Raw genomic sequence first — 17,556 nt, 5'->3', positions numbered from 1 at the left:
GCTTGCGGCCCGTCACCGACCCTCGGTGTCCGACTCGCGGGACCGATCGGTCGGGTCGCGACCCTCGTCAAGCGCGTCCCAGATCATCCGCTCCGACATTTCCGGCGTCTCCGCCTTCTCCAGCATCGCGCCATCGGGGTCATCGCGTAGCGCATTTGAGCGGCGCGTCGCAGGCGCCGCATACTTTTCCACGCTCAACCGGGCCGACCCGGAATCGCCGGCCGACCGCAGCAACAGGACGGCGGCGATCAGGGTGCACACCGCCGCGGCCACCGCGATGCCCGCCCCCCAATAGCGCCGCTCGCTGCCCACCAGCGACATGACCGCGACGTGCGCCAGATCGGCCCCGCGCACGGCGACCTCCGGGAGCACCCACAGACTGACCCCGAGGTATCCGACCGCCAGGCTGGCGACCGCCAGCAGCCCGGCGAGCGCCCGCAGCGGCCAGCCGCGGACCGCGATCGCCGCTACGGCCGTCGCCAGCATGAGCACCGCCAACGGCACCAGAGCCGTCGACCACGATGCGCCGGACAACGTCACCTCGCGTGGCGGCCCCAGCCCGTCGAACGACCGGATCACCACCCACGGCAGCCGGGATGCCGCCCACAAGGCCGCCGCGGACAGCACCAGGAGCGCCTGGGCCACCCCGACGACCAGCCGGGCCCGCCGATTCGGCCGGCCCTCAGTCATGGCGGCCGGAGTCCGGCGGGGTCAGGGTCTCGGCGGCGGCGATCGCGTTGAGCACCGCGCGCGCCTTGTTGGAGGCCTCGGTGTACTCGTACGGGCCGTTGGAGTCGGCCACCACCCCGCCGCCGGCCTGCACATAGGCGGTGCCGTCGCGCATCAGCGCGGTGCGGATGGCGATCGCGAAGTCGGCGTTGCCGGCGAAGTCGAGGTAGCCGACCACGCCGCCGTAGAGGCCGCGGCGCGTCTTCTCCACCTCCTCGATCAGCTCCATGGCCCGCACCTTCGGGGCACCCGACAGCGTGCCGGCCGGGAAGCAGGCCGTCACCGCGTCCAGCGCGGTCCGGCCCTCGGCGAGCATCCCCGTCACCGTCGACACCAGGTGCATGACGTGGCTGTACCGCTCGATGTGGCTGTAATCCTCGACGCGCACGGTGCCGGGCGCGCAGACCCGGCCAAGATCGTTGCGGCCCAGGTCAACCAGCATCAGGTGCTCGGCACGCTCCTTCTCGTCGGCCAGCAGTTCCTTCTCCAGCAGCTGATCCTCTTCGTCGGTCTGCCCGCGCCACCGGGTCCCGGCGATCGGATGCGTGGTCGCCCAGTCGTCGTGGACCGTGACCAGCGCCTCCGGACTGGACCCGACGACCGAAAAGTCAGTTCCGCCAGTGCCATTCGGGACATGCAGCAGGTACATATACGGGCTCGGGTTGGTGACCCGCAGCATCCGGTACACGTCGATCGGATCGACGTCGGTGTCCATCTCGAAGCGCTGGGAGGGGACGACCTGGAAGGCCTCGCCGGCGGCGATCTGGTCGACGAGGTAGTCGACGATCTTCCCGTACTCCTCGATGGTGCGCTGCGAGCGGTACCGCGGCTCGGGCCTGTCGAACGTGGCGACCGTGGACGGCAGCGGCTGGCCGAGCGCCGAGGTCATCACGTCCAGGCGGGCCAGCGCGTCGTCGTAGGCCTCGTCGACCCGCTCGTCGGTGCCGTTCCAGTTCACCGCGTTGGCGATCAGCGTGATGGTGCCCTCGTGGTGGTCGACGGCCGCCACGTCGGTGGCCAGCAGCAGCAGCATGTCCGGCAGGTGCAGGTCGTCGACGGCCAGTTCGGGCAGGCGTTCCAGGCGCCGCACCATGTCGTAGGCGAACAAACCGACCATGCCGCCGGACAGCGGCGGCAGTCCGGGCAGCGCCCCGGTGGCCAGCAGCTCGAGGGTGGCCCGGAGCGCCTGCAGCGGGTCGCCGCCGGTGGGCGCGTCCTGCGGCACGGCCCCCAGCCAGACCGCTTCGCCGTCGCGGACGGTCAGCGCCGACGGCGCTCCCGCGCCGATGAACGACCACCGCGACCAGGATCGGCCGTGCTCGGCGGATTCCAGCAGGAACGTGCCGGGGCGGTTGGCGGCCAGCTTGCGGTAGGCCGACAGCGGCGTCTCGCTGTCGGCCAGCACCTTGCGGGTCACCGGAACCACGCGGTGCTCGGCTGCGAGCTGGCGGAAGTCCTCTCGTGAGGTCGTCGCGGCGAGGTGGGCGTGCACCGAACCATCCTCCCAGATGGGTTACCGGGGGTCGCGAGCGTGACGTGGCTGCGCTTTTGCGCCTCGAGATTCGCAGTGGCGTTACGCTCGCGACATGAAACCAGGTGACACCGTCGCGGACTTCGAACTTCCCGATCAGGCGGGGACGCCACGCAAGCTCAGCGACCTGCTCTCCGGCGGACCCGTGGTGCTGTTCTTCTACCCCGCCGCGATGACGCCGGGGTGCACCAAGGAGGCCTGCCACTTCCGGGACCTGGCCGCGGAATTCGCCGCCGTGGGGGCCAACCGGGTCGGCATCAGCGCCGATCCCGTGCACAAGCAGGCCAAGTTCGCCGACATGCAGAAGTTCGACTATCCGCTGCTGTCGGACACCGAAGGCACCGTCGCCGCGCAGTTCGGCGTCAAGCGCGGCCTGCTGGGCAAGCTGATGCCGGTCAAGCGCACCACCTTCGTCATCGACACCGATCGCACGGTGCTGAACGTCATTTCCAGCGAGTTCAACATGAACACCCACGCCGACAAGGCGTTGGAGACGCTGCGCGCCCGCTGAGCGTCAGGGGCTGATCGCCAGGAACACGTACGCGGCGAGCAGCACCAGATGCAGCTCGCCCTGCAGCCGGGTAGCGCGACCGGGAACGACCGTCAACATGCTGATCACGACGGTCAGCGCCAGCAGCACCAGCTGAATGGGGCCCAGGCCGAGCACCAGCGGCCCCTTGAGCCAGATGGACGCCAGCGCGATCACCGGGATGGTGAGCCCGATGCTGGCCATCGCCGAGCCGTACGCCAGGTTCAGGCTGGTCTGGATGCGGCCCTGGCGCGCCGCGCGCGCGGCCGCCAGGGTCTCCGGCAGCAGCACCAGGGCGGCGATCACCACGCCGACGAAGGACTGCGGGAACCCGGCCGCGGTCACCGCGCTCTCGACGGCCGGCGATTCCTCCTCGGCCAGCCCCACCACCGCGAGGAGGGCGACCAGCAGCAGCCCCAGGCTGCCCAGCGCCGCGCCGCGGCTCGGCGGCTCGGCATGGCTTTCGTCCTCGAACAGCCGCTTCTTCTGACCTTTCTGCGCGACCGGCAGGAAGAAGTCGCGGTGGCGCACCGTCTGCGTGAAGACGAAGACCAGGTAGACCAGCAATGACGCGACCGCCGCGAACGTCAGCTGCGCCGGGGAGAACTCCCTGCCCACTTGGCTGGTGGTGAACGCGGGCAGCACGAGGCTCATCGTCGCCAGCGTGGTGACCGTGGCCAGTGCGGCGCCGCTGCCCTCGGCGTTGAACAACGTGACGCCGTAGCGCCGGGAGCCGAGCAGCAGCGACAACCCCGCGATGCCGTTGGTGGTGATCATCGCCGCGGCGAAAACGGTGTCCCTGGCCAGGGTCGCGGCCTCGTTGCCCCCCGACGCCATGAGCGAGACGATGAGGGCCACCTCGATCACCGTCACCGCGGCCGCGAGCACCAGCGACCCGAACGGCTCACCGACCCGGGCCGCGACCACCTCCGCGTGATGCACCGCGGCAAGCACGGCGCCGATGAGAAATACCGCCGCCAGCACGACCAGCGCCGGTCCCAGCTTCTCGCCCCAGATCACCACCAGCACGCCGACGGCAAGCAGCGGCACCACCGCGGTCCACGACACCCGTCTCAACATCGACCGCCATTCTCATCGACGGCGCCCGATCCGGCGACTTCGGACCTCGGTCCCGATTTCCCGGTCGGTGCGACGGCGATGCTGCACCGTTCCTGAGCCGAAAGTCCTCGGACGCTTGCGACGAAAGCCTCTACGTTTGTCCGACGGCGTTTCATACCGTCGCAACATTCGCCTCAGGTTTACACGGGCTCGGCCGGAGGGAAGTCAAAACGGACATATCCGAACGCTGAGCTGTCAGCGCGGCCGGAGCAAAGGGGGAAGCGGTGTTAGCTACCCGGACCACCGCAGAAAGTGGCACCAATAGTCCAATCCACAACCATCTGCGCAGTGCGAAGGCCGAGGATCGCGCTGACTGGGTTGCCAAAGCACTCTGCCGTACCGGCGATCCAGACGAATTGTTCGTTCGCGGCGCTGCCCAGAGAAGAGCCGCAGCAATCTGCCGGCACTGCCCGGTTCTGCTGGAGTGCGGCGCCGATGCGCTCGACAACCGGGTCGAGTGGGGTGTCTGGGGCGGGATGACGGAACGCCAGCGACGGGTCCTGCTCAGGGAGCACTCCGACGTGGTGTCCTGGGTCGACTTCTTGGCCGCCGCCCAGCGTCAGCGTCGCGCCGCGATCTAGTAGCGCGGGGCGGCCGCCCGGGCCGGATCAAACCTAAGTCTCGGGTTGCAGCAACACGTCGGCGTCGAAGCAGCTGTGGTCGCCGGTGTGGCAGGCGCCGCCCACCTGGTCGACCGTCAATAGCACGGCATCGCCGTCGCAGTCCAGCCGCACCGAGTGCACGTATTGGGTGTTGCCGGACGTCCCGCCCTTGACCCACTGCTGGCCGCGGGAGCGCGAAAAATACGTCGCCTCACGGGTTTCCAGCGTGCGGGACAGCGCCGCATCGTCCATCCAGGCAACCATCAGCACGTCGCCGGTGCCGCGCTCCTGCACGACGGCCGTGAACAGGCCGTCGGCGTTGCGTTTCAGACGCGCGGCGATCTGCGGGTCCAGCGTCATCGCACGGTGATCCCTTCTGCGGCCATGGCCGCCTTCACCTGGGCGATGGTCAGCTCCCGGAAGTGAAAGACGCTGGCCGCCAACACCGCATCGGCGCCGGCGGCGACCGCGGGCGCGAAGTGTTCGGCCGCGCCGGCGCCGCCGCTGGCGATCACCGGCACCGTGACCGCCGAGCGCACCGCCCGCAGCATCGGCAAGTCGAAACCGGCCTTGGTGCCATCGGCGTCCATCGAGTTCAGCAGGATCTCCCCCACGCCCAGATCGGCTCCGCGGGAAGCCCATTCGACAGCGTCGATCCCGGTGCCGCGGCGTCCGCCGTGGGTGGTGACCTCCCAACCCGATGGCGTCGGCACCGACTCCGGGGGCACCGTGCGGGCGTCGACCGACAGCACGATGCATTGCGAGCCGAACTGCGTTGCCATTTCTTCGAGCAGGTCGGGCCGGTCGATCGCGGCGGTGTTGATCGCAACCTTGTCGGCGCCCGCGCGCAGCAAGACGTCGACGTCGGCCACCGTGCGAATCCCGCCGCCGACGGTCAGCGGAATGAAAACCTGTTCGGCCGTGCGGCGCACCACGTCCAGCATGGTGGCCCGTCCCGAAGACGAGGCGGTGACGTCGAGGAAGGTGAGCTCGTCGGCGCCCTCGGCGTCGTAGGCGGCGGCGAGCTCGACGGGATCGCCCGCATCACGCAGGTTTTCGAAGTTGACCCCCTTGACCACCCGCCCGGCGTCGACGTCCAGGCATGGAATGACCCGTACCGCAAGGCCGTTACCGGAAGACATCTCAGTAGTCCTCCGGTCGGCCCGTGCTGCGCAGGATCTCGAGTATTTCGGCGTGTGCGCGCGGCCCCGCGGCCAGCGCGGAATCCGACGCGGGGGTCCACGGTTCACCGTGGACGTCGGTGACGACACCGCCCGCCGCCCGCACCAGCGCGACGCCGGCCGCGTGGTCCCACACGTGGCCACCGAAACTGATTGAGCCACCGAGGACCCCGTCGGCGACGTAGGCGAGGTCGAGTCCGGTGGAACCGTGCATGCGCAACCTCGAGGAGACCCGGCTCAGGTTCTCCAGCACCGCGATCCGGTAGCGCCCCGGAAACCGGCCGCGCGCATCCGCGCTGAACGAGCCGGCGCCGATGAGGGCATCTGCCAGGTCGACGGGAGCCAGCGGCGGTTGCGCGACACCATTTTTCATCAACGGACCCTCCACCACCGCGGTGTAGCGCTGGTCGACGAAGGGCAGCCAGGTCAGCCCGGCTACCGGGTCGCCGTGGTGCAGCAGGCCCAGCAAAATCCCCGCCATCGGCGATCCGGCCGCGTAGTTGAACGTGCCGTCGACGGGGTCCAGCACCCACACCCATTCGGAGTCGACGTCGGTGCCGCCGAATTCCTCGCCGTGCACGCCGATTCCGGTGGCCTCGGTCAGCGCGTCGACCACCTGCCGCTCGATCGCGAGGTCCACGTCGGTGGCGAAGTCGTTGCCCTTCTTCTGGACCGCCGAATCGGCGCGGTGGCCGGTGAGGAACGGCTCGGTGGCGTCGTCGAGGATCGCCGACGCCTTCTTCACCAACTCGTCCAGGTCCATCGCAGGCCCTACTCCGCAACCGCGGCCAGCGCCTGCGGCAGGGTGAACCGCCCGGCGTAGAGGGCTTTGCCCACGATGGCACCCTCGACCCCGCGGTCGGTGAGGGTGGCGATCGCGCGTATGTCGTCCAGGCTCGACACGCCGCCGGAGGCGATCACCGGGGTCTCGGTGCGGTCGGCGACGGCGGCCAGCAGGTCGAGGTTGGGGCCGCCCAGCGTGCCGTCCTTGGTGACGTCGGTGACGACGAAGCGCGAACACCCTTCGCCGTCAAGGCGTTCCAGCACTTCCCACAGCTCGCCGCCGTCGGTTTCCCAGCCGCGCCCGCGCAGCCGGTGCTGCCCGTCGACGATCTGGACGTCCAGGCCCACCGCGACCTTATCGCCGTGCTCGCTGATCGCGCGCGCACACCACTGCGGGTTCTCCAGGGCCGCCGTGCCCAGGTTGACCCGGGCACAGCCGGTGGCCAGCGCCGCGGCCAGGGAGTCGTCGTCGCGGATGCCGCCGGACAGCTCCACCTGCACATCGAGCTTGCCGACCACCTCGGCGAGCAGTTCACGATTGGAGCCGCGCCCGAATGCCGCGTCCAGGTCGACCAGGTGGATCCATTCCGCGCCATCGCGCTGCCAGCCCAGCGCCGCGTCCAGCGCCGAGCCGTACTCGGTTTCGCTGCCCGCCTTGCCCTGGACCAGCCGCACGGCGCGGCCGTCGACGACGTCGACCGCGGGCAACAAGATCAACACATTCCCTCCCGAGCCGTTCGTCACAGTGCCTCAATCCAGTTGCGCAGCACGGCCGCACCGGCATCGCCACTCTTTTCCGGGTGAAACTGGGTGGCCGACAGCGGTCCTTGCTCGACGGCGGCCAGAAACGGCACCCCGTGGGTAGCCCAGGTGAGCACGGCCTCCGGCGAACCCTCCCAGCGCTGCGCGGCGTAGGAGTGCACGAAGTAAAACCGGGTGTCGGCGTCCAGCCCCTTGAACAGGGTGGTGCCGGCGCCGGCGTCGACCACGTTCCAGCCCATGTGCGGAATGACGGGGGCATCCAGCCGGGTGACTTCTCCCGGCCACTGGCCGCAGCCCGTTGTCTGCACGCCGAATTCCACACCGCTGGCGAACAAGATCTGCATGCCGACGCAGACCCCCAGTACGGGGCGCCCGGCGGCGACCCGATCGGCGATCATGCGGTCTCCCCCGACTTTTCGCAGGCCCGTCATGCAGGCCTCGAAGGCGCCGACACCGGGCACCACCAGCCCGTCGGCGGCGGCCGCAGCATCGGCATCGGCGGTCACCTCGACCGACGCGCCCGCCCGCTGCAGCGCGCGCTGGGCCGACCGAAGATTGCCGGAGCCGTAATCCAGGACGACGACGGATGGTGGTGTCACAGAACACCTTTGGTGGACGGCACGTCGGACACCCGGGGGTCGGGCTCGACGGCCTGGCGCAACGCGCGGGCCACCGCCTTGTATTGCGCTTCGGTGATGTGGTGCGGGTCGCGCCCGTACAGGACGCGCACGTGCAGCGCGATGCGGGCGTTCATGGCGAGCGACTCGAAGACATGCCGGTTGATGACGGTGTGGTACGGCACCGAGCTGCCGGCAATGGTGGTGTGCCGCAGGTGATCCGGCTCGCCGGTGTGCACGCAATAGGGCCGGCCGGACACGTCGACGATGGCGTGGGCCAGCGTCTCGTCCATCGGGATGAAGGCATCACCGAACCGCCGGATGCCCTTCTTGTCGCCGAGCGCCTGCCCCAGCGCCTGGCCCAGTGCGATCGCGGTGTCCTCGATGGTGTGGTGCCCCTCGATCTCGACGTCGCCCTTGGTCCGGACGGTCAGGTCGAAGCTGGCGTGGCTGCCCAGTGCCGTCAACATGTGGTCGTAGAACGGCACGCCGGTGTCGACGTGGACCTGGCCGGTGCCGTCGAGGTCCAGCTCGATGACGATGTCGGATTCCTTGGTGCGGCGTTCGATGCGCGCGCGCCGAGTCGCAATAGTGGTCACGGGGCTCCTACTGGGGTGGCTGGGGCCAGTTCGGTGGCGGCGATCTGGGTGCTGGCCCGCAGGAACGCGTCGTTCTCTTCGGCCAGCCCGGTGGTGGCGCGCAGGTAGCCGGGAATCCCGACGTCGCGGATCAGGATGCCGGCGTCCAGGTAGCGCTGCCACGTGGCCGGGGCGTCGGCGAATTGCCCGAACAGCACGAAGTTCGCGTCGCTGGGGATCGCCCGAAAACCCATGCGGGTCAATGCCGTTGTGATACGTTCGCGTTCGGCGATCAGGGTGGCGACGCTGCCCAGCGTGTCGTCGGCGTGCCGCAGCGCGGCCCGGGCCGCGGCCTGGGTGACCGACGAGAGGTGGTACGGCAGCCGGACCAGCAGCATCGCGTCGATGACCGCGGGCGTGGCGATCAGGTAGCCGAGCCGCCCGCCGGCGAAAGCGAACGCTTTGCTCATGGTGCGGGTGACGATGAGCTTGGTCGGATATTCCCGCACCAGCCCCACGGCGCTGGGCTCGGAGGAGAACTCGCCGTAGGCCTCGTCGACGATCAGGATGCCCGGTACGGCGTCGAGCAACCGCCGCAAATCCGGTAGCGAAACGCTCTGCCCGGACGGGTTGTTGGGGCTGGCGATGAAGACCACGTCGGGCCGGCGGTCGGTGACGGCCGCGACGGCCGTATCGACGTCCAGGCTGAAGTCGTCGCCGCGGACACCCTCCAGCCATTCCGTGCGGGTGGCGTCGGAGATGATCGGGTGCATCGAGTAGGACGGGACGAAGCCGATCGCGGTGCGCCCGGGCCCGCCGAATGCCTGCAGCAGCTGTTGCAGGATCTCGTTGGATCCGTTTGCCGCCCAGACGTTTTCCAGCCCGAGCGGCACGCCGGTCTGCGTGGTGAGGTAACCGGCCAGATCGCGGCGCAGGTCCACCGCGTCCCGATCGGGATAGCGATGCAGGTCGGCGGCCGCCTCGGCCACCGACCGGACGACGTCGTCCACCAGCGCCCGGCTGGGCGGGTGCGGGTTCTCGTTGGTGTTCAGCCGCACCGGGACCGCCAATTGCGGTGCGCCGTAGGGCGTTTTTCCGCGCAGGTCGTCGCGCAGCGGCAGGTCATCCAATGTCGTTTGGCGCGTGGGCTTTTCGGCCGTCATCGCTCGAACCTCCGCCGGATCGCCTCGCCGTGCGCCGGCAGGTCTTCGGCCTTGGCCAGGGTGACCACGTGTCCCGAGACGTCCTTGAGGGCGGCCTCGGTGTAGTCCACGACGTGGATGCCGCGCAGGAAGGTCTGCACGGACAGGCCGCTGGAATGGCGGGCGGAGCCCGCGGTCGGCAGGACGTGGTTGGATCCGGCGCAGTAGTCGCCGAGGCTCACCGGCGAGTACGGCCCGACGAAAATGGCTCCGGCCGAACGTATTCGCCCGGCGACCTCCGGCGCGTCGACGGTCTGGATCTCCAGGTGTTCGGCGGCGTAGGCGTTGACCACCAAGATGGCGGCGTCCAGGTCGTCGACGAGGATGATCGCCGACTGGCGGCCACCGAGCGCGGCGGCCACCCGGTCGCGGTGCACCGTCGTGCGCAGCTGGGCGGCCACCTCGGTGGCGGTGGCGGCGGCCAGGTCCTCGCTCGGAGTGACCAGCACGCTGCCCGCCATCTCGTCGTGTTCGGCCTGGCTGATCAGGTCGGCGGCCACGTGCGCCGGGTCGGCGGTGTGGTCGGCGAGGATGGCGATCTCGGTGGGCCCCGCTTCGGCGTCGATGCCCACCCGTGAGCGGCAGAGCCGCTTGGCGGCGGTGACGTAGATGTTGCCGGGCCCGGTGATCAGGTCGACCGGCGCCAAGTCCTGACCGTCGGTGTCGGTGCCGCCGTAGGCCAGCAGCGCCACCGCCTGCGCGCCGCCGACGGCCCAGACCTCGTGGACGCCGAGCAGCCGGGCGGCGGCCAGGATCGTCGGATGCGGCAGGCCGTCAAAACGGGCCTGCGGCGGGCTGGCCACCACCAGCGAGTCGACGCCCGCGGCCTGCGCCGGCACCACGTTCATCACCACGCTGGACGGGTACACCGCGTTGCCGCCGGGCACGTACAGGCCCACCCGCTCGACGGGCACCCACCGCTCGGTGACCGTCGCGCCCGGGCCGAGTGTGGTGGTGACTTCGGCGCGACGCTGGTCGGCGTGCACGGCGCGGGCGCGTTCGATCATCACCCGCAGGGCCTCGACGACGTCAGGGTCCAGATTCGCCAGCGCCGCCTCCAGCGCCGCCTCGGGCACCCGGACAGCCGCGGGCCGCGCGCCGTCGAACGACTCCCCAAACTCCAGCGCCGCCTCGGCGCCGCGCTCGGCGACGGCCTGCACGATCGGCCGCACCTTGGGCAGCACACTCTCCACGTCGGCGCCGCCGCGCGGCAGCGCGGTCCGCAGTCGGGCAGCCGTCAGCTCGACGCCCCGCAGGTCGATGCGGGCCATCACAGGTGCTGAAGCGGTACTCATTGCCTCCATTGTCCCAGAGCAACTCAAGTCGATATCCGGCCGGTACAGTGCCGGTGTAAGGCCCATACAACTCAGGGAGCCGTCATGTCCGCGAAGGATCACCCCAATAACGCCCCGGGCGTCCCGATGGTGTTCCCGCCCTGGTTCGAGCGCTTCCAGATCAAGTATTTCAACCCGGCGGTCAAGCCGATCGCCCGCTTTCTGCCCGGGACCGCGACCATCAAGCACCGCGGCCGCACCTCCGGCACGCCGTACGAGACCATCATCACCCCCTATCGCAAGGGAAACGTGCTGGCGATCGCCCTGGGCCACGGCAAGACGAACTGGGTCAAGAACGTCCTGGCGGCCGGCGAAGCCGACGTGCAGTTCAGCCGCAACCGCGTGGTGCATATCACCAACCCGCGGATCCTGCCGGCCGGCTCCGACGGTCCCGACGCCGAGCGCCTGCCGCGGATGGCCCGCATGCAATTGCGCCGGATCGGCGTTTTCGTCGGCGACATCGCCTGACTTTCGTCTTCACGACTTTCCGTGTGCACTGACGGCTTTCGGTGTGCACTGACGGCGGGATTTCCGCGATTTTCCGCCCTCGGCGCACACTCAAAGCCCTAGACGCACACGCAAGGCCTATGCCCTGGTGAAGACGGTCTTGCCGCTCATCGTCGGCCAGGCCGCGGGGGCGTCTTCCCACGCGACGACGCGGTCGACGGCCGGCGACAGGTCCAAGCCGCGCGCAAGTAATTCGAGCACCCGCGGGATGACCGTGCGCGCGCTGACGCGTCCGGTGACGAACCGCACGCCGCGCGAGTACATCGGCAGCAACGGCATCTCGACCTTGTATTCGGGGTAGATCCCGGTGTCGGTGCACACGCCGTCCGGCCAGGTCGCGCGCAGTGTCGCCGAAAGCAGCGCCGGATCGCTGGTGGTGTGCACCGTGACCGGGTAGGAGCCCCAAGACTTGTCGGGTTTGGCGGCGTCGTGGACCACCGCGCCGAGCTTCTCGGCGGCGGCCAGCCGCTGGGGGTCGGTGTCGACGTAGTCGACGTGGGCCCCCACCGCCGCCGCGATCGCGGCCGAGTACAAGCCGATCGACAGCCGTCCGAGCACGAGCACGCGGCGATCGACCGGATCGAGATCGTCCAGCTCCTCACTGAACGGCCCGACGGTGCGCCAGCCGTCGGGAATGTTGTCCGACAGGGACGCGATCGAGATGGGGTCGACGGCGTCGGGGAACGGGATGAGCATCGCGTCGGCGTACGGGACCAGCACCAGATCCGACATGAAGCCGCCGCCGTCCAGGCCGGCGATCGGCGCCATCCCATAGGCCGCCATCAATGGCACCGAGCTGCACGAACCGGTCACGCCGCGGCGGCATTCGCGGCAGGCCCCGCAGTTGATCTGGAATGGCACCACGACGCGGTCGCCGACCCGGGTGCTCTTGACGTCGTCGCCGACCGCGACGACTTCTGCCAATCCTTCGTGGCCCACCGCGTACCCCGGCGGCAACGGCAGCCGCCCATTGCAAACGGCGACGTCCAGGTCGCAACACGCCACCGCCAGCGGCCGGACCAGCGCCTGCTCGGGGGCGGTGATCTGCAGTTCGGGTACCTCGCGCCAGGCGTATCGCCCGGTCTCTTCGTAGGTCAGCTGCCTCATCTCTGCATTCTTGAGTGATCACTCAAGTAAAGTCAATAGCATGCCGAGACCGGATCGCAGCCGCACCGCGCTGATCGATAAGGCCGCCACGCTGTTTCGCCGCCAGGGCTACGCGGCGACCGGCCTCAACCAGATCCTCGAGGAGGCCGGCGTCAAGCCCGGTTCGCTGTATCACCACTTCCCGCAGGGCAAGCAGCAGTTGGCCGCGGCGGTCGTCGAGACCGAAGGCACCGGCATCGAGCAACTGCTGCGCCGGTTCCTGGCGACGGGCCGGCCGGCGGCCGACATCGTCGATCGCTGGGTCGACCTGCTGGCGGCGGGGTTGGCCGGCGACCGGCGCGACGGCTGCCCCATCGAGCCGATCGCCACCGAGTCGGTGAACGCGAGCCCGCTGGTGCGCGACGCGTCGGCGCGCGCCTTCGGGGGTTGGTGTGCGGCCGTCGAGGAACGGCTGCGCTCCGACGGCTGGGCCGCGGGGGAGGCGAAACAGGTTGCGCTCGCGGTGATCTCACTGATCGAGGGGGCGCTGATCCTGTCCCGGATCTCCGGCGACGCGAGCGCGCTCGAGGCGGCCAAGCCCGCGGCGCGCACGCTGCTGCGCGGCTAGTGTGCGCCGACGTCGGACACACGCAAATGAAAGCCCTACATGTCCAGGCCGACGTCGAGCGCGCGCACCGAGTGCGTCAACGCGCCGACGGCCAGGTAGTCCACCCCGGTTGCGGCGTAGGTGGCCGCGTTCTCCAGGCTGAGCCCGCCGGACGACTCGAGCAGGACCGCGGGGCCGTGCGCGTCCCGACGCTGCACGGCCATCTGGGTCTGCCACACCGGGAAGTTGTCCAGGAGGACCAGTTCCGGCTTTTCGGCCAGCACCTCGTCCAGCTGCTCGAGGGAGTCCACCTCCACCTCGCACGGCAGATCCGGCGCCGCGTCGCGCACCGCCCGCAGCGCGTCGACCACCGATCCCGCGGCCACCACATGGTTGTCCTTGATCAGCGCCGCATCCCCGAGCCCCAGCCGGTGGTTGACGCCCCCGCCGACCCGCACCGCGTATTTCTGCAGCGCACGCAGCCCGGGCAGGGTTTTACGGGTGTCGCGGACCTTGGCCTTGGTGCCGTGTACCGCCTCGACCCAAGCCGCCGTCGTGGTGGCGATGCCGGACAGGTGGCAGACCAGGTTCAGCATGGTCCGCTCGGCGGTCAGCAGGCCACGGGTGTCCGCGCGCACGGTCAGCACCGGCTCGCCCGGCTGCAGCCGGGCGCCGTCCTCGACGCTGTGCAGCACCTCGTAGCCGCCGGCGAGGACGGCATCAAGGACCAGCAGCGAGACCTCAACGCCCGCGATCACGCCGGTCTCCCGGGGCACCATCGACGCCGTGGCCACCGCGCCGGCGGGCACCGTCGCGAGTGTGGTGACGTCGGGGCCGTAGCGCAGATCCTCTTCCAGAGCGCGCCGGATGGTGTCTTGAGCGGCGCTCCGTTCGTCGGGCAGCATCATCAGCCCACCGCCGCCAGCGCCTCCACCAGCACCGAGTTCTGGTCGTCGGCCAGCCGCAGCACGCTGCTGCGGGCCTGCTCCGGTGCCGGGTCCGGGTATTCCGCGCGATGGTGACAGCCCCGGCTCTCGCTGCGGGCCAGCGCCGCAGCGGCGACCGCGCGGGCGGCCACGGCCAACGCGACGTCTTCGAAATCGCGACGGCCGGCGACAGCGCGCACCCGCGCGCCCGCCAGGGTGTCGGACAACCGATTCAGCCCGGCAGCGTCGCGCACCACCGACGCGTCGCGGGTCATCGCGGCCTGCAATTCGCCACGCTCCGGAGCGGTGTGGGCGATCGGCTCGGGCTGTGTCGCCCTGACGCGACCGGCGGCCACCGCGTGCGCTGCCGCCGCCTTACCGGCGCGGCCACCGACCACCAGGCCTTCCAGCAAGCTGTTGGACGCCAGCCGGTTGGCGCCGTGCATGCCGGTGCGCGCCACCTCGCCGGCGGCGAACAGCCCCGGCAGCCCGGTTTGCCCGTGTACGTCGGTGACGACGCCGCCGCAGCTGTAGTGCGCCCCCGGCACGACCGGGATGGGTTGGCGGACGGGGTCGATGCCGGCGGCGCGGCACGCGGCGGTCACGGTCGGGAAGCGGGCGGCAAAACCCTTGATGCCGCGCGCGTCGAGGAAGACGCACGGGTCGCCGGTGGCCTTCAGCCGCGTGTCGATGGCCGCGGCAACGACGTCACGCGGCGCCAGATCGCCCATCGGGTGAACGCCCGCGGTGACCGAATTGCCCTGCCGGTCAAGCAGTATCGCACCCTCACCGCGGATGGCCTCGGTGACCAGCGGACGCCGCCCGCCCGCCGTGCGCGCGTAAAGCATGGTCGGGTGGAACTGGATGAACTCCAGGTCGCTGACCGCGACGCCGGCCCACAGCGCCAACGCGATTCCGTCGCCGGTGGAACCTTGGGGATTGGTGGTCGCGCCGTAGAGGTGCCCGAGCCCTCCGGAGGCCAGGATCACCGAGGGCGCGCTGATGATTCCGTAGCCGTCCACGCTGCCGAGCAGGACCCCTGTGACCGCGGCATCGTTGTGCAGCACCCGCAGGGCCACATGGCCAGCGCGGATGTCCAGCCGGGCCGCGGCGTGGTCGAGTGCGCGCTGCACCTCCGCGCCGGTGGCATCGCCGCCGGCGTGCACGATCCGCCGCCGCGAGTGCCCGCCTTCGCGCGTCACGTCCCAGCGGCCAGGGGTCGCCTCGTCGAATCGCGCTCCGGCACCGACCAATTCGGATACCGCCCGGTAGCCGTCGGCAACGATCGACCTCACCGCGTCCGCATCGCACAGGCCGGCGCCCGCGGTGAGCGTGTCGGCGACGTGGGCCTCGACGGAGTCGTCGTTGTCGGGCAGGACCACCGCGATGCCGCCCTGGGCGTAGTGGGTCGCCGTCGCCCCCCGCGCCTGGTCGGCCTTGCTCAGCACGACGACGCTGCGCCCGGCGCGATGGGCGGCGAGCGCCGCGGCCAATCCGGCGACGCCGGTACCGATGACGACGACGTCGGCGCTGTGCGTCCAGTCGGGGCGGACGATCATTCGCCGCCGCCCGGCTGACCGATTTCGATCATTCGCTGCACACTGCGGCGGCCCGCCGCCGCCATCTCCGGGTCGACGTCGACTTCGTCCGCCCCGTCCACCAGGCAGCGCAGCAGGGCCGCGGGCGTGATCATCTTCATGTACTTGCAGGACGCTCGGTCGTTGACCGCACGGAAGTCGACTTGCGGGGCCGCCCGGCGCAGCTGATGCAGCATGCCGACCTCGGTGGCGACCAGCACCTTGCGGGCATGCGTTTGGTGCGCCGCATCGAGCATGCCGCCGGTGGACAGGATCTTCACCCGATCCGCCGGGAACGCGCCCTCGCCGGCGAGGTACAACGCCGAAGTGGCGCAACCACATTCGGGATGCACGTAGAGGTCGGCGTCGGGGTTCGCCCGAGCCTGCTCGGACAACTCGTCGCCGTTGATCCCGGCGTGGACGTGGCATTCACCGGCCCACACGTGCATGTTGGTGCGACCGGTCACCCGGCGGACGTGCGCCCCGAGGAATTGGTCCGGACAGAACAGCACCTCGCGGTCGGGGTCGATGGACTCGACCACGTCCACCGCATTGGACGAAGTGCAGCAGATGTCGGTGAGCGCCTTCACCGCGGCGGTGGTGTTGACGTAGGAGACGACGACCGCGCCGGGGTGCTCGTCCTTCCAGGCGCGCAGATCGTCGGGGGTGATGGAGTCGGCCAGCGAGCAGCCGGCCCGCTGATCCGGGATGAGCACCGTCTTGTCGGGGCTGAGGATCTTGGCGGTCTCGGCCATGAAGTGCACGCCGCAGAACACGATGGTGTCCTCGGGCGCCTCGGCGGCGATCCGCGACAGGGCCAGCGAATCGCCCACGTGGTCGGCAACGTCTTGGATTGCGGGCAGCTGGTAGTTGTGCGCGAGCACGGTGGCGCCGCGTAGCTCGGCCAGTCGGCGAATCTCGGCGGCCCACCGCTCGTCGCCGTCCACTCCGGCGTAGCCGGTGGGCGAATTTGTGACCTCGGCCATCATGTCTTCGGCGAGCGTGTCCATGCGATTCATAACCGTCACGGCGGCTCCTTTCAGCCCAGAGGTTTTCGACTTATAATCGAAAACATGGGCCATACTAGCACTGAACACGAGGTGCTTGGGGTGGTGTTTCAGGTTCGGCAGGTAACGGCCGGCCCGCGAACACAAAAACCGCAGCTGAACGTGCTGTTATGGCAGCGCGCCAAGGAGCCGCAGCGCGGCGCCTGGTCGCTGCCCGGCGGACGGCTGCGCAACGACGAGGACATGACCACCTCGGTCCTGCGACAACTGGCCGAGAAGGTGGACCTCAAAGAGCTGGCGCACCTGGAACAGCTGGCGGTGTTCTCCGACCCGAACCGGGTGCCGGGCGCCCGGGTGATCGCGTCGACCTTCTTGGGGTTGGTGCCCTCCCCCGCCACCCCCGAGCTGCCGCCGGACACCCGCTGGCACCCGGTGAGCTGCCTGCCGCCGATGGCCTTCGATCACGGCCCGATGGTGAAGCACGCCCACACCCGGCTGATCGCCAAGCTGTCCTACACCAACCTCGGGTTCGCCTTGGCGCCAAGGGAATTCGCGCTTTCCGCGCTCCGCGACATCTACGGCGCCGCGCTGGGCTACCAGGTGGATGCGACGAACCTGCAGCGGGTGCTGGTCCGGCGCGGCGTGATCAGCCAGACCGGCACCATCGCGCAGTCGGGCCGCAGCGGCGGACGGCCGGCGGCCCTCTACCACTTCACCGACTCCCAACTGCGGGTCACCGACGAATTCGCCGCCCTGAGACCCCCGGGTCAGGTTTGACCGCCGCCGGATGTCGTCCTACTAAGCTTGCGGAAAGCGTCTTCGGGTGACGCACCCGTAAATTGGTTGACCCGTGGCGCGTCTGAGTCCGCGTGCGCCGGC

Annotated in this window: 20 protein-coding genes; 5 read left to right on the top strand and 15 right to left on the bottom strand. The window is 70.0% G+C overall.

What is annotated here, in order from left to right; translation table 11 throughout:
• Window positions 1–12: 12 nt before the first annotated feature.
• Both AWC17_RS20700 and AWC17_RS20695 read right to left on the bottom strand, forming a co-directional pair.
• Window positions 13–690 carry a TIGR02234 family membrane protein gene (locus AWC17_RS20700; protein ID WP_046185019.1) on the bottom strand — a complete coding sequence of 226 codons (678 nt, stop codon included), beginning with the start codon at window positions 688–690 and terminating at the stop codon, window positions 13–15.
• Window positions 683–2,221: an anthranilate synthase component I gene (locus AWC17_RS20695; protein WP_047322948.1), complete on the bottom strand. Its 1,539-nt coding sequence runs from the start codon at window positions 2,219–2,221 to the stop codon at window positions 683–685. Before AWC17_RS20695 ends, AWC17_RS20700 begins: the two co-directional genes overlap by 8 nt.
• Before the next feature lie 94 nt (window positions 2,222–2,315).
• On the opposite strand from AWC17_RS20695, the gene AWC17_RS20690 reads away from it, so the two are divergent.
• A complete protein-coding gene (locus AWC17_RS20690; protein ID WP_046187014.1) occupies window positions 2,316–2,771 on the top strand; it encodes a peroxiredoxin in 456 nt (151 codons plus the stop codon).
• A gap of 3 nt (window positions 2,772–2,774) precedes the next feature.
• Here the strand turns inward: AWC17_RS20690 and AWC17_RS20685 are convergent, their stop codons facing one another.
• Complete coding sequence (locus AWC17_RS20685; RefSeq protein ID WP_046187015.1) at window positions 2,775–3,869, bottom strand: calcium:cation antiporter; 1,095 nt, start codon at window positions 3,867–3,869, stop codon at window positions 2,775–2,777.
• A gap of 263 nt (window positions 3,870–4,132) precedes the next feature.
• Between AWC17_RS20685 and AWC17_RS20680 the strand changes: the two genes are divergently transcribed.
• The gene (locus AWC17_RS20680) at window positions 4,133–4,489 is read left to right on the top strand and encodes a WhiB family transcriptional regulator (protein ID WP_046187016.1); all 357 of its coding nucleotides are present in this window, start codon (window positions 4,133–4,135) and stop codon (window positions 4,487–4,489) included.
• Between the two features lie 33 nt (window positions 4,490–4,522).
• On the opposite strand, the gene hisI is transcribed toward AWC17_RS20680, so the two are convergent.
• Genes hisI through hisD form a run of 8 tightly spaced genes read right to left on the bottom strand, consistent with a single transcriptional unit; the run spans window position 4,523 to window position 10,907 of the window.
• Window positions 4,523–4,870, bottom strand: a complete 348-nt coding sequence (hisI, locus tag AWC17_RS20675) for a phosphoribosyl-AMP cyclohydrolase (protein ID WP_046187017.1) — start codon at window positions 4,868–4,870, stop codon at window positions 4,523–4,525.
• On the bottom strand, window positions 4,867–5,652 hold the full coding sequence (gene hisF / locus AWC17_RS20670; protein WP_047322952.1) for an imidazole glycerol phosphate synthase subunit HisF: 786 nt from the start codon (window positions 5,650–5,652) through the stop codon (window positions 4,867–4,869). Before hisF ends, hisI begins: the two co-directional genes overlap by 4 nt.
• 1 nt (window position 5,653) lies before the next feature.
• Window positions 5,654–6,454 carry an inositol monophosphatase family protein gene (locus AWC17_RS20665; RefSeq protein WP_046186446.1) on the bottom strand — a complete coding sequence of 267 codons (801 nt, stop codon included), beginning with the start codon at window positions 6,452–6,454 and terminating at the stop codon, window positions 5,654–5,656.
• 8 nt (window positions 6,455–6,462) lie between these two features.
• On the bottom strand, window positions 6,463–7,194 hold the full coding sequence (priA, locus tag AWC17_RS20660; protein WP_046186447.1) for a bifunctional 1-(5-phosphoribosyl)-5-((5-phosphoribosylamino)methylideneamino)imidazole-4-carboxamide isomerase/phosphoribosylanthranilate isomerase PriA: 732 nt from the start codon (window positions 7,192–7,194) through the stop codon (window positions 6,463–6,465).
• Window positions 7,195–7,214: 20 nt separating this feature from the next.
• Window positions 7,215–7,835, bottom strand: a complete 621-nt coding sequence (hisH, locus tag AWC17_RS20655) for an imidazole glycerol phosphate synthase subunit HisH (protein WP_085165051.1) — start codon at window positions 7,833–7,835, stop codon at window positions 7,215–7,217.
• Window positions 7,832–8,452 (bottom strand): imidazoleglycerol-phosphate dehydratase HisB, encoded by a 621-nt coding sequence (hisB, locus tag AWC17_RS20650; RefSeq protein ID WP_046186449.1) that lies wholly within the window; start codon window positions 8,450–8,452, stop codon window positions 7,832–7,834. Before hisB ends, hisH begins: the two co-directional genes overlap by 4 nt.
• Window positions 8,449–9,594, bottom strand: a complete 1,146-nt coding sequence (locus AWC17_RS20645; RefSeq protein WP_046186450.1) for a histidinol-phosphate transaminase — start codon at window positions 9,592–9,594, stop codon at window positions 8,449–8,451. The genes hisB and AWC17_RS20645 overlap by 4 nt, the downstream gene beginning before the upstream one ends.
• Window positions 9,591–10,907 (bottom strand): histidinol dehydrogenase, encoded by a 1,317-nt coding sequence (gene hisD / locus AWC17_RS20640; RefSeq protein WP_141224705.1) that lies wholly within the window; start codon window positions 10,905–10,907, stop codon window positions 9,591–9,593. Before hisD ends, AWC17_RS20645 begins: the two co-directional genes overlap by 4 nt.
• A gap of 105 nt (window positions 10,908–11,012) precedes the next feature.
• Here hisD and AWC17_RS20635 point away from each other — a divergent pair, with 105 nt between their 5' ends.
• Window positions 11,013–11,435 carry a nitroreductase family deazaflavin-dependent oxidoreductase gene (locus tag AWC17_RS20635; protein WP_046184631.1) on the top strand — a complete coding sequence of 141 codons (423 nt, stop codon included), beginning with the start codon at window positions 11,013–11,015 and terminating at the stop codon, window positions 11,433–11,435.
• A 117-nt stretch (window positions 11,436–11,552) separates the two neighbouring features.
• Here the strand turns inward: AWC17_RS20635 and AWC17_RS20630 are convergent, their stop codons facing one another.
• Complete coding sequence (locus tag AWC17_RS20630; protein WP_085165047.1) at window positions 11,553–12,581, bottom strand: zinc-dependent alcohol dehydrogenase; 1,029 nt, start codon at window positions 12,579–12,581, stop codon at window positions 11,553–11,555.
• A 40-nt stretch (window positions 12,582–12,621) separates the two neighbouring features.
• Here AWC17_RS20630 and AWC17_RS20625 point away from each other — a divergent pair, with 40 nt between their 5' ends.
• Window positions 12,622–13,188 (top strand): TetR/AcrR family transcriptional regulator, encoded by a 567-nt coding sequence (locus AWC17_RS20625; RefSeq protein WP_085165045.1) that lies wholly within the window; start codon window positions 12,622–12,624, stop codon window positions 13,186–13,188.
• A 35-nt stretch (window positions 13,189–13,223) separates the two neighbouring features.
• Here AWC17_RS20625 and nadC read toward each other — a convergent pair whose 3' ends face one another.
• The 3 genes from nadC to nadA are packed head-to-tail and all read right to left on the bottom strand — an operon-like array spanning window position 13,224 to window position 16,698.
• Window positions 13,224–14,075, bottom strand: a complete 852-nt coding sequence (gene nadC, locus AWC17_RS20620; RefSeq protein ID WP_046187362.1) for a carboxylating nicotinate-nucleotide diphosphorylase — start codon at window positions 14,073–14,075, stop codon at window positions 13,224–13,226.
• Window positions 14,075–15,652, bottom strand: coding sequence for an L-aspartate oxidase (locus AWC17_RS20615; protein WP_085165043.1), 1,578 nt, complete (start codon window positions 15,650–15,652; stop codon window positions 14,075–14,077). The genes nadC and AWC17_RS20615 overlap by 1 nt, the downstream gene beginning before the upstream one ends.
• Window positions 15,649–16,698, bottom strand: a complete 1,050-nt coding sequence (nadA, locus tag AWC17_RS20610; RefSeq protein WP_046185490.1) for a quinolinate synthase NadA — start codon at window positions 16,696–16,698, stop codon at window positions 15,649–15,651. Before nadA ends, AWC17_RS20615 begins: the two co-directional genes overlap by 4 nt.
• A 45-nt stretch (window positions 16,699–16,743) precedes the next feature.
• On the opposite strand from nadA, the gene AWC17_RS20605 reads away from it, so the two are divergent.
• The gene (locus AWC17_RS20605) at window positions 16,744–17,454 is read left to right on the top strand and encodes an NUDIX hydrolase (protein ID WP_046185487.1); all 711 of its coding nucleotides are present in this window, start codon (window positions 16,744–16,746) and stop codon (window positions 17,452–17,454) included.
• The last annotated feature ends 102 nt before the right edge of the window (window positions 17,455–17,556 follow it).

The organism is Mycobacterium nebraskense, assembly GCF_002102255.1.
In the GTDB taxonomy this organism is placed as follows: Bacteria; Actinomycetota; Actinomycetes; order Mycobacteriales; family Mycobacteriaceae; genus Mycobacterium; species Mycobacterium nebraskense.
Note: the sequence above shows the minus strand (reverse complement) of the source record. Positions and strands in the feature narration are given on the sequence as shown.

Coding starts and splice junctions, on each gene's coding strand:
- AWC17_RS20665 (WP_046186446.1), bottom strand. CDS start 6,454: ATGGACCTGGACGAGTTGGTGAAGAAGGCGTCGGCGATCCTCGACGAC.
- AWC17_RS20605 (WP_046185487.1), top strand. CDS start 16,744: ATGGGCCATACTAGCACTGAACACGAGGTGCTTGGGGTGGTGTTTCAG.
- AWC17_RS20690 (WP_046187014.1), top strand. CDS start 2,316: ATGAAACCAGGTGACACCGTCGCGGACTTCGAACTTCCCGATCAGGCG.
- AWC17_RS20685 (WP_046187015.1), bottom strand. CDS start 3,869: ATGTTGAGACGGGTGTCGTGGACCGCGGTGGTGCCGCTGCTTGCCGTC.
- AWC17_RS20700 (WP_046185019.1), bottom strand. CDS start 690: ATGACTGAGGGCCGGCCGAATCGGCGGGCCCGGCTGGTCGTCGGGGTG.
- AWC17_RS20615 (WP_085165043.1), bottom strand. CDS start 15,652: ATGATCGTCCGCCCCGACTGGACGCACAGCGCCGACGTCGTCGTCATC.
- AWC17_RS20645 (WP_046186450.1), bottom strand. CDS start 9,594: ATGACGGCCGAAAAGCCCACGCGCCAAACGACATTGGATGACCTGCCG.
- nadC (WP_046187362.1), bottom strand. CDS start 14,075: ATGATGCTGCCCGACGAACGGAGCGCCGCTCAAGACACCATCCGGCGC.
- hisI (WP_046187017.1), bottom strand. CDS start 4,870: ATGACGCTGGACCCGCAGATCGCCGCGCGTCTGAAACGCAACGCCGAC.
- hisF (WP_047322952.1), bottom strand. CDS start 5,652: ATGTCTTCCGGTAACGGCCTTGCGGTACGGGTCATTCCATGCCTGGAC.
- AWC17_RS20630 (WP_085165047.1), bottom strand. CDS start 12,581: ATGAGGCAGCTGACCTACGAAGAGACCGGGCGATACGCCTGGCGCGAG.
- AWC17_RS20625 (WP_085165045.1), top strand. CDS start 12,622: ATGCCGAGACCGGATCGCAGCCGCACCGCGCTGATCGATAAGGCCGCC.
- AWC17_RS20635 (WP_046184631.1), top strand. CDS start 11,013: ATGTCCGCGAAGGATCACCCCAATAACGCCCCGGGCGTCCCGATGGTG.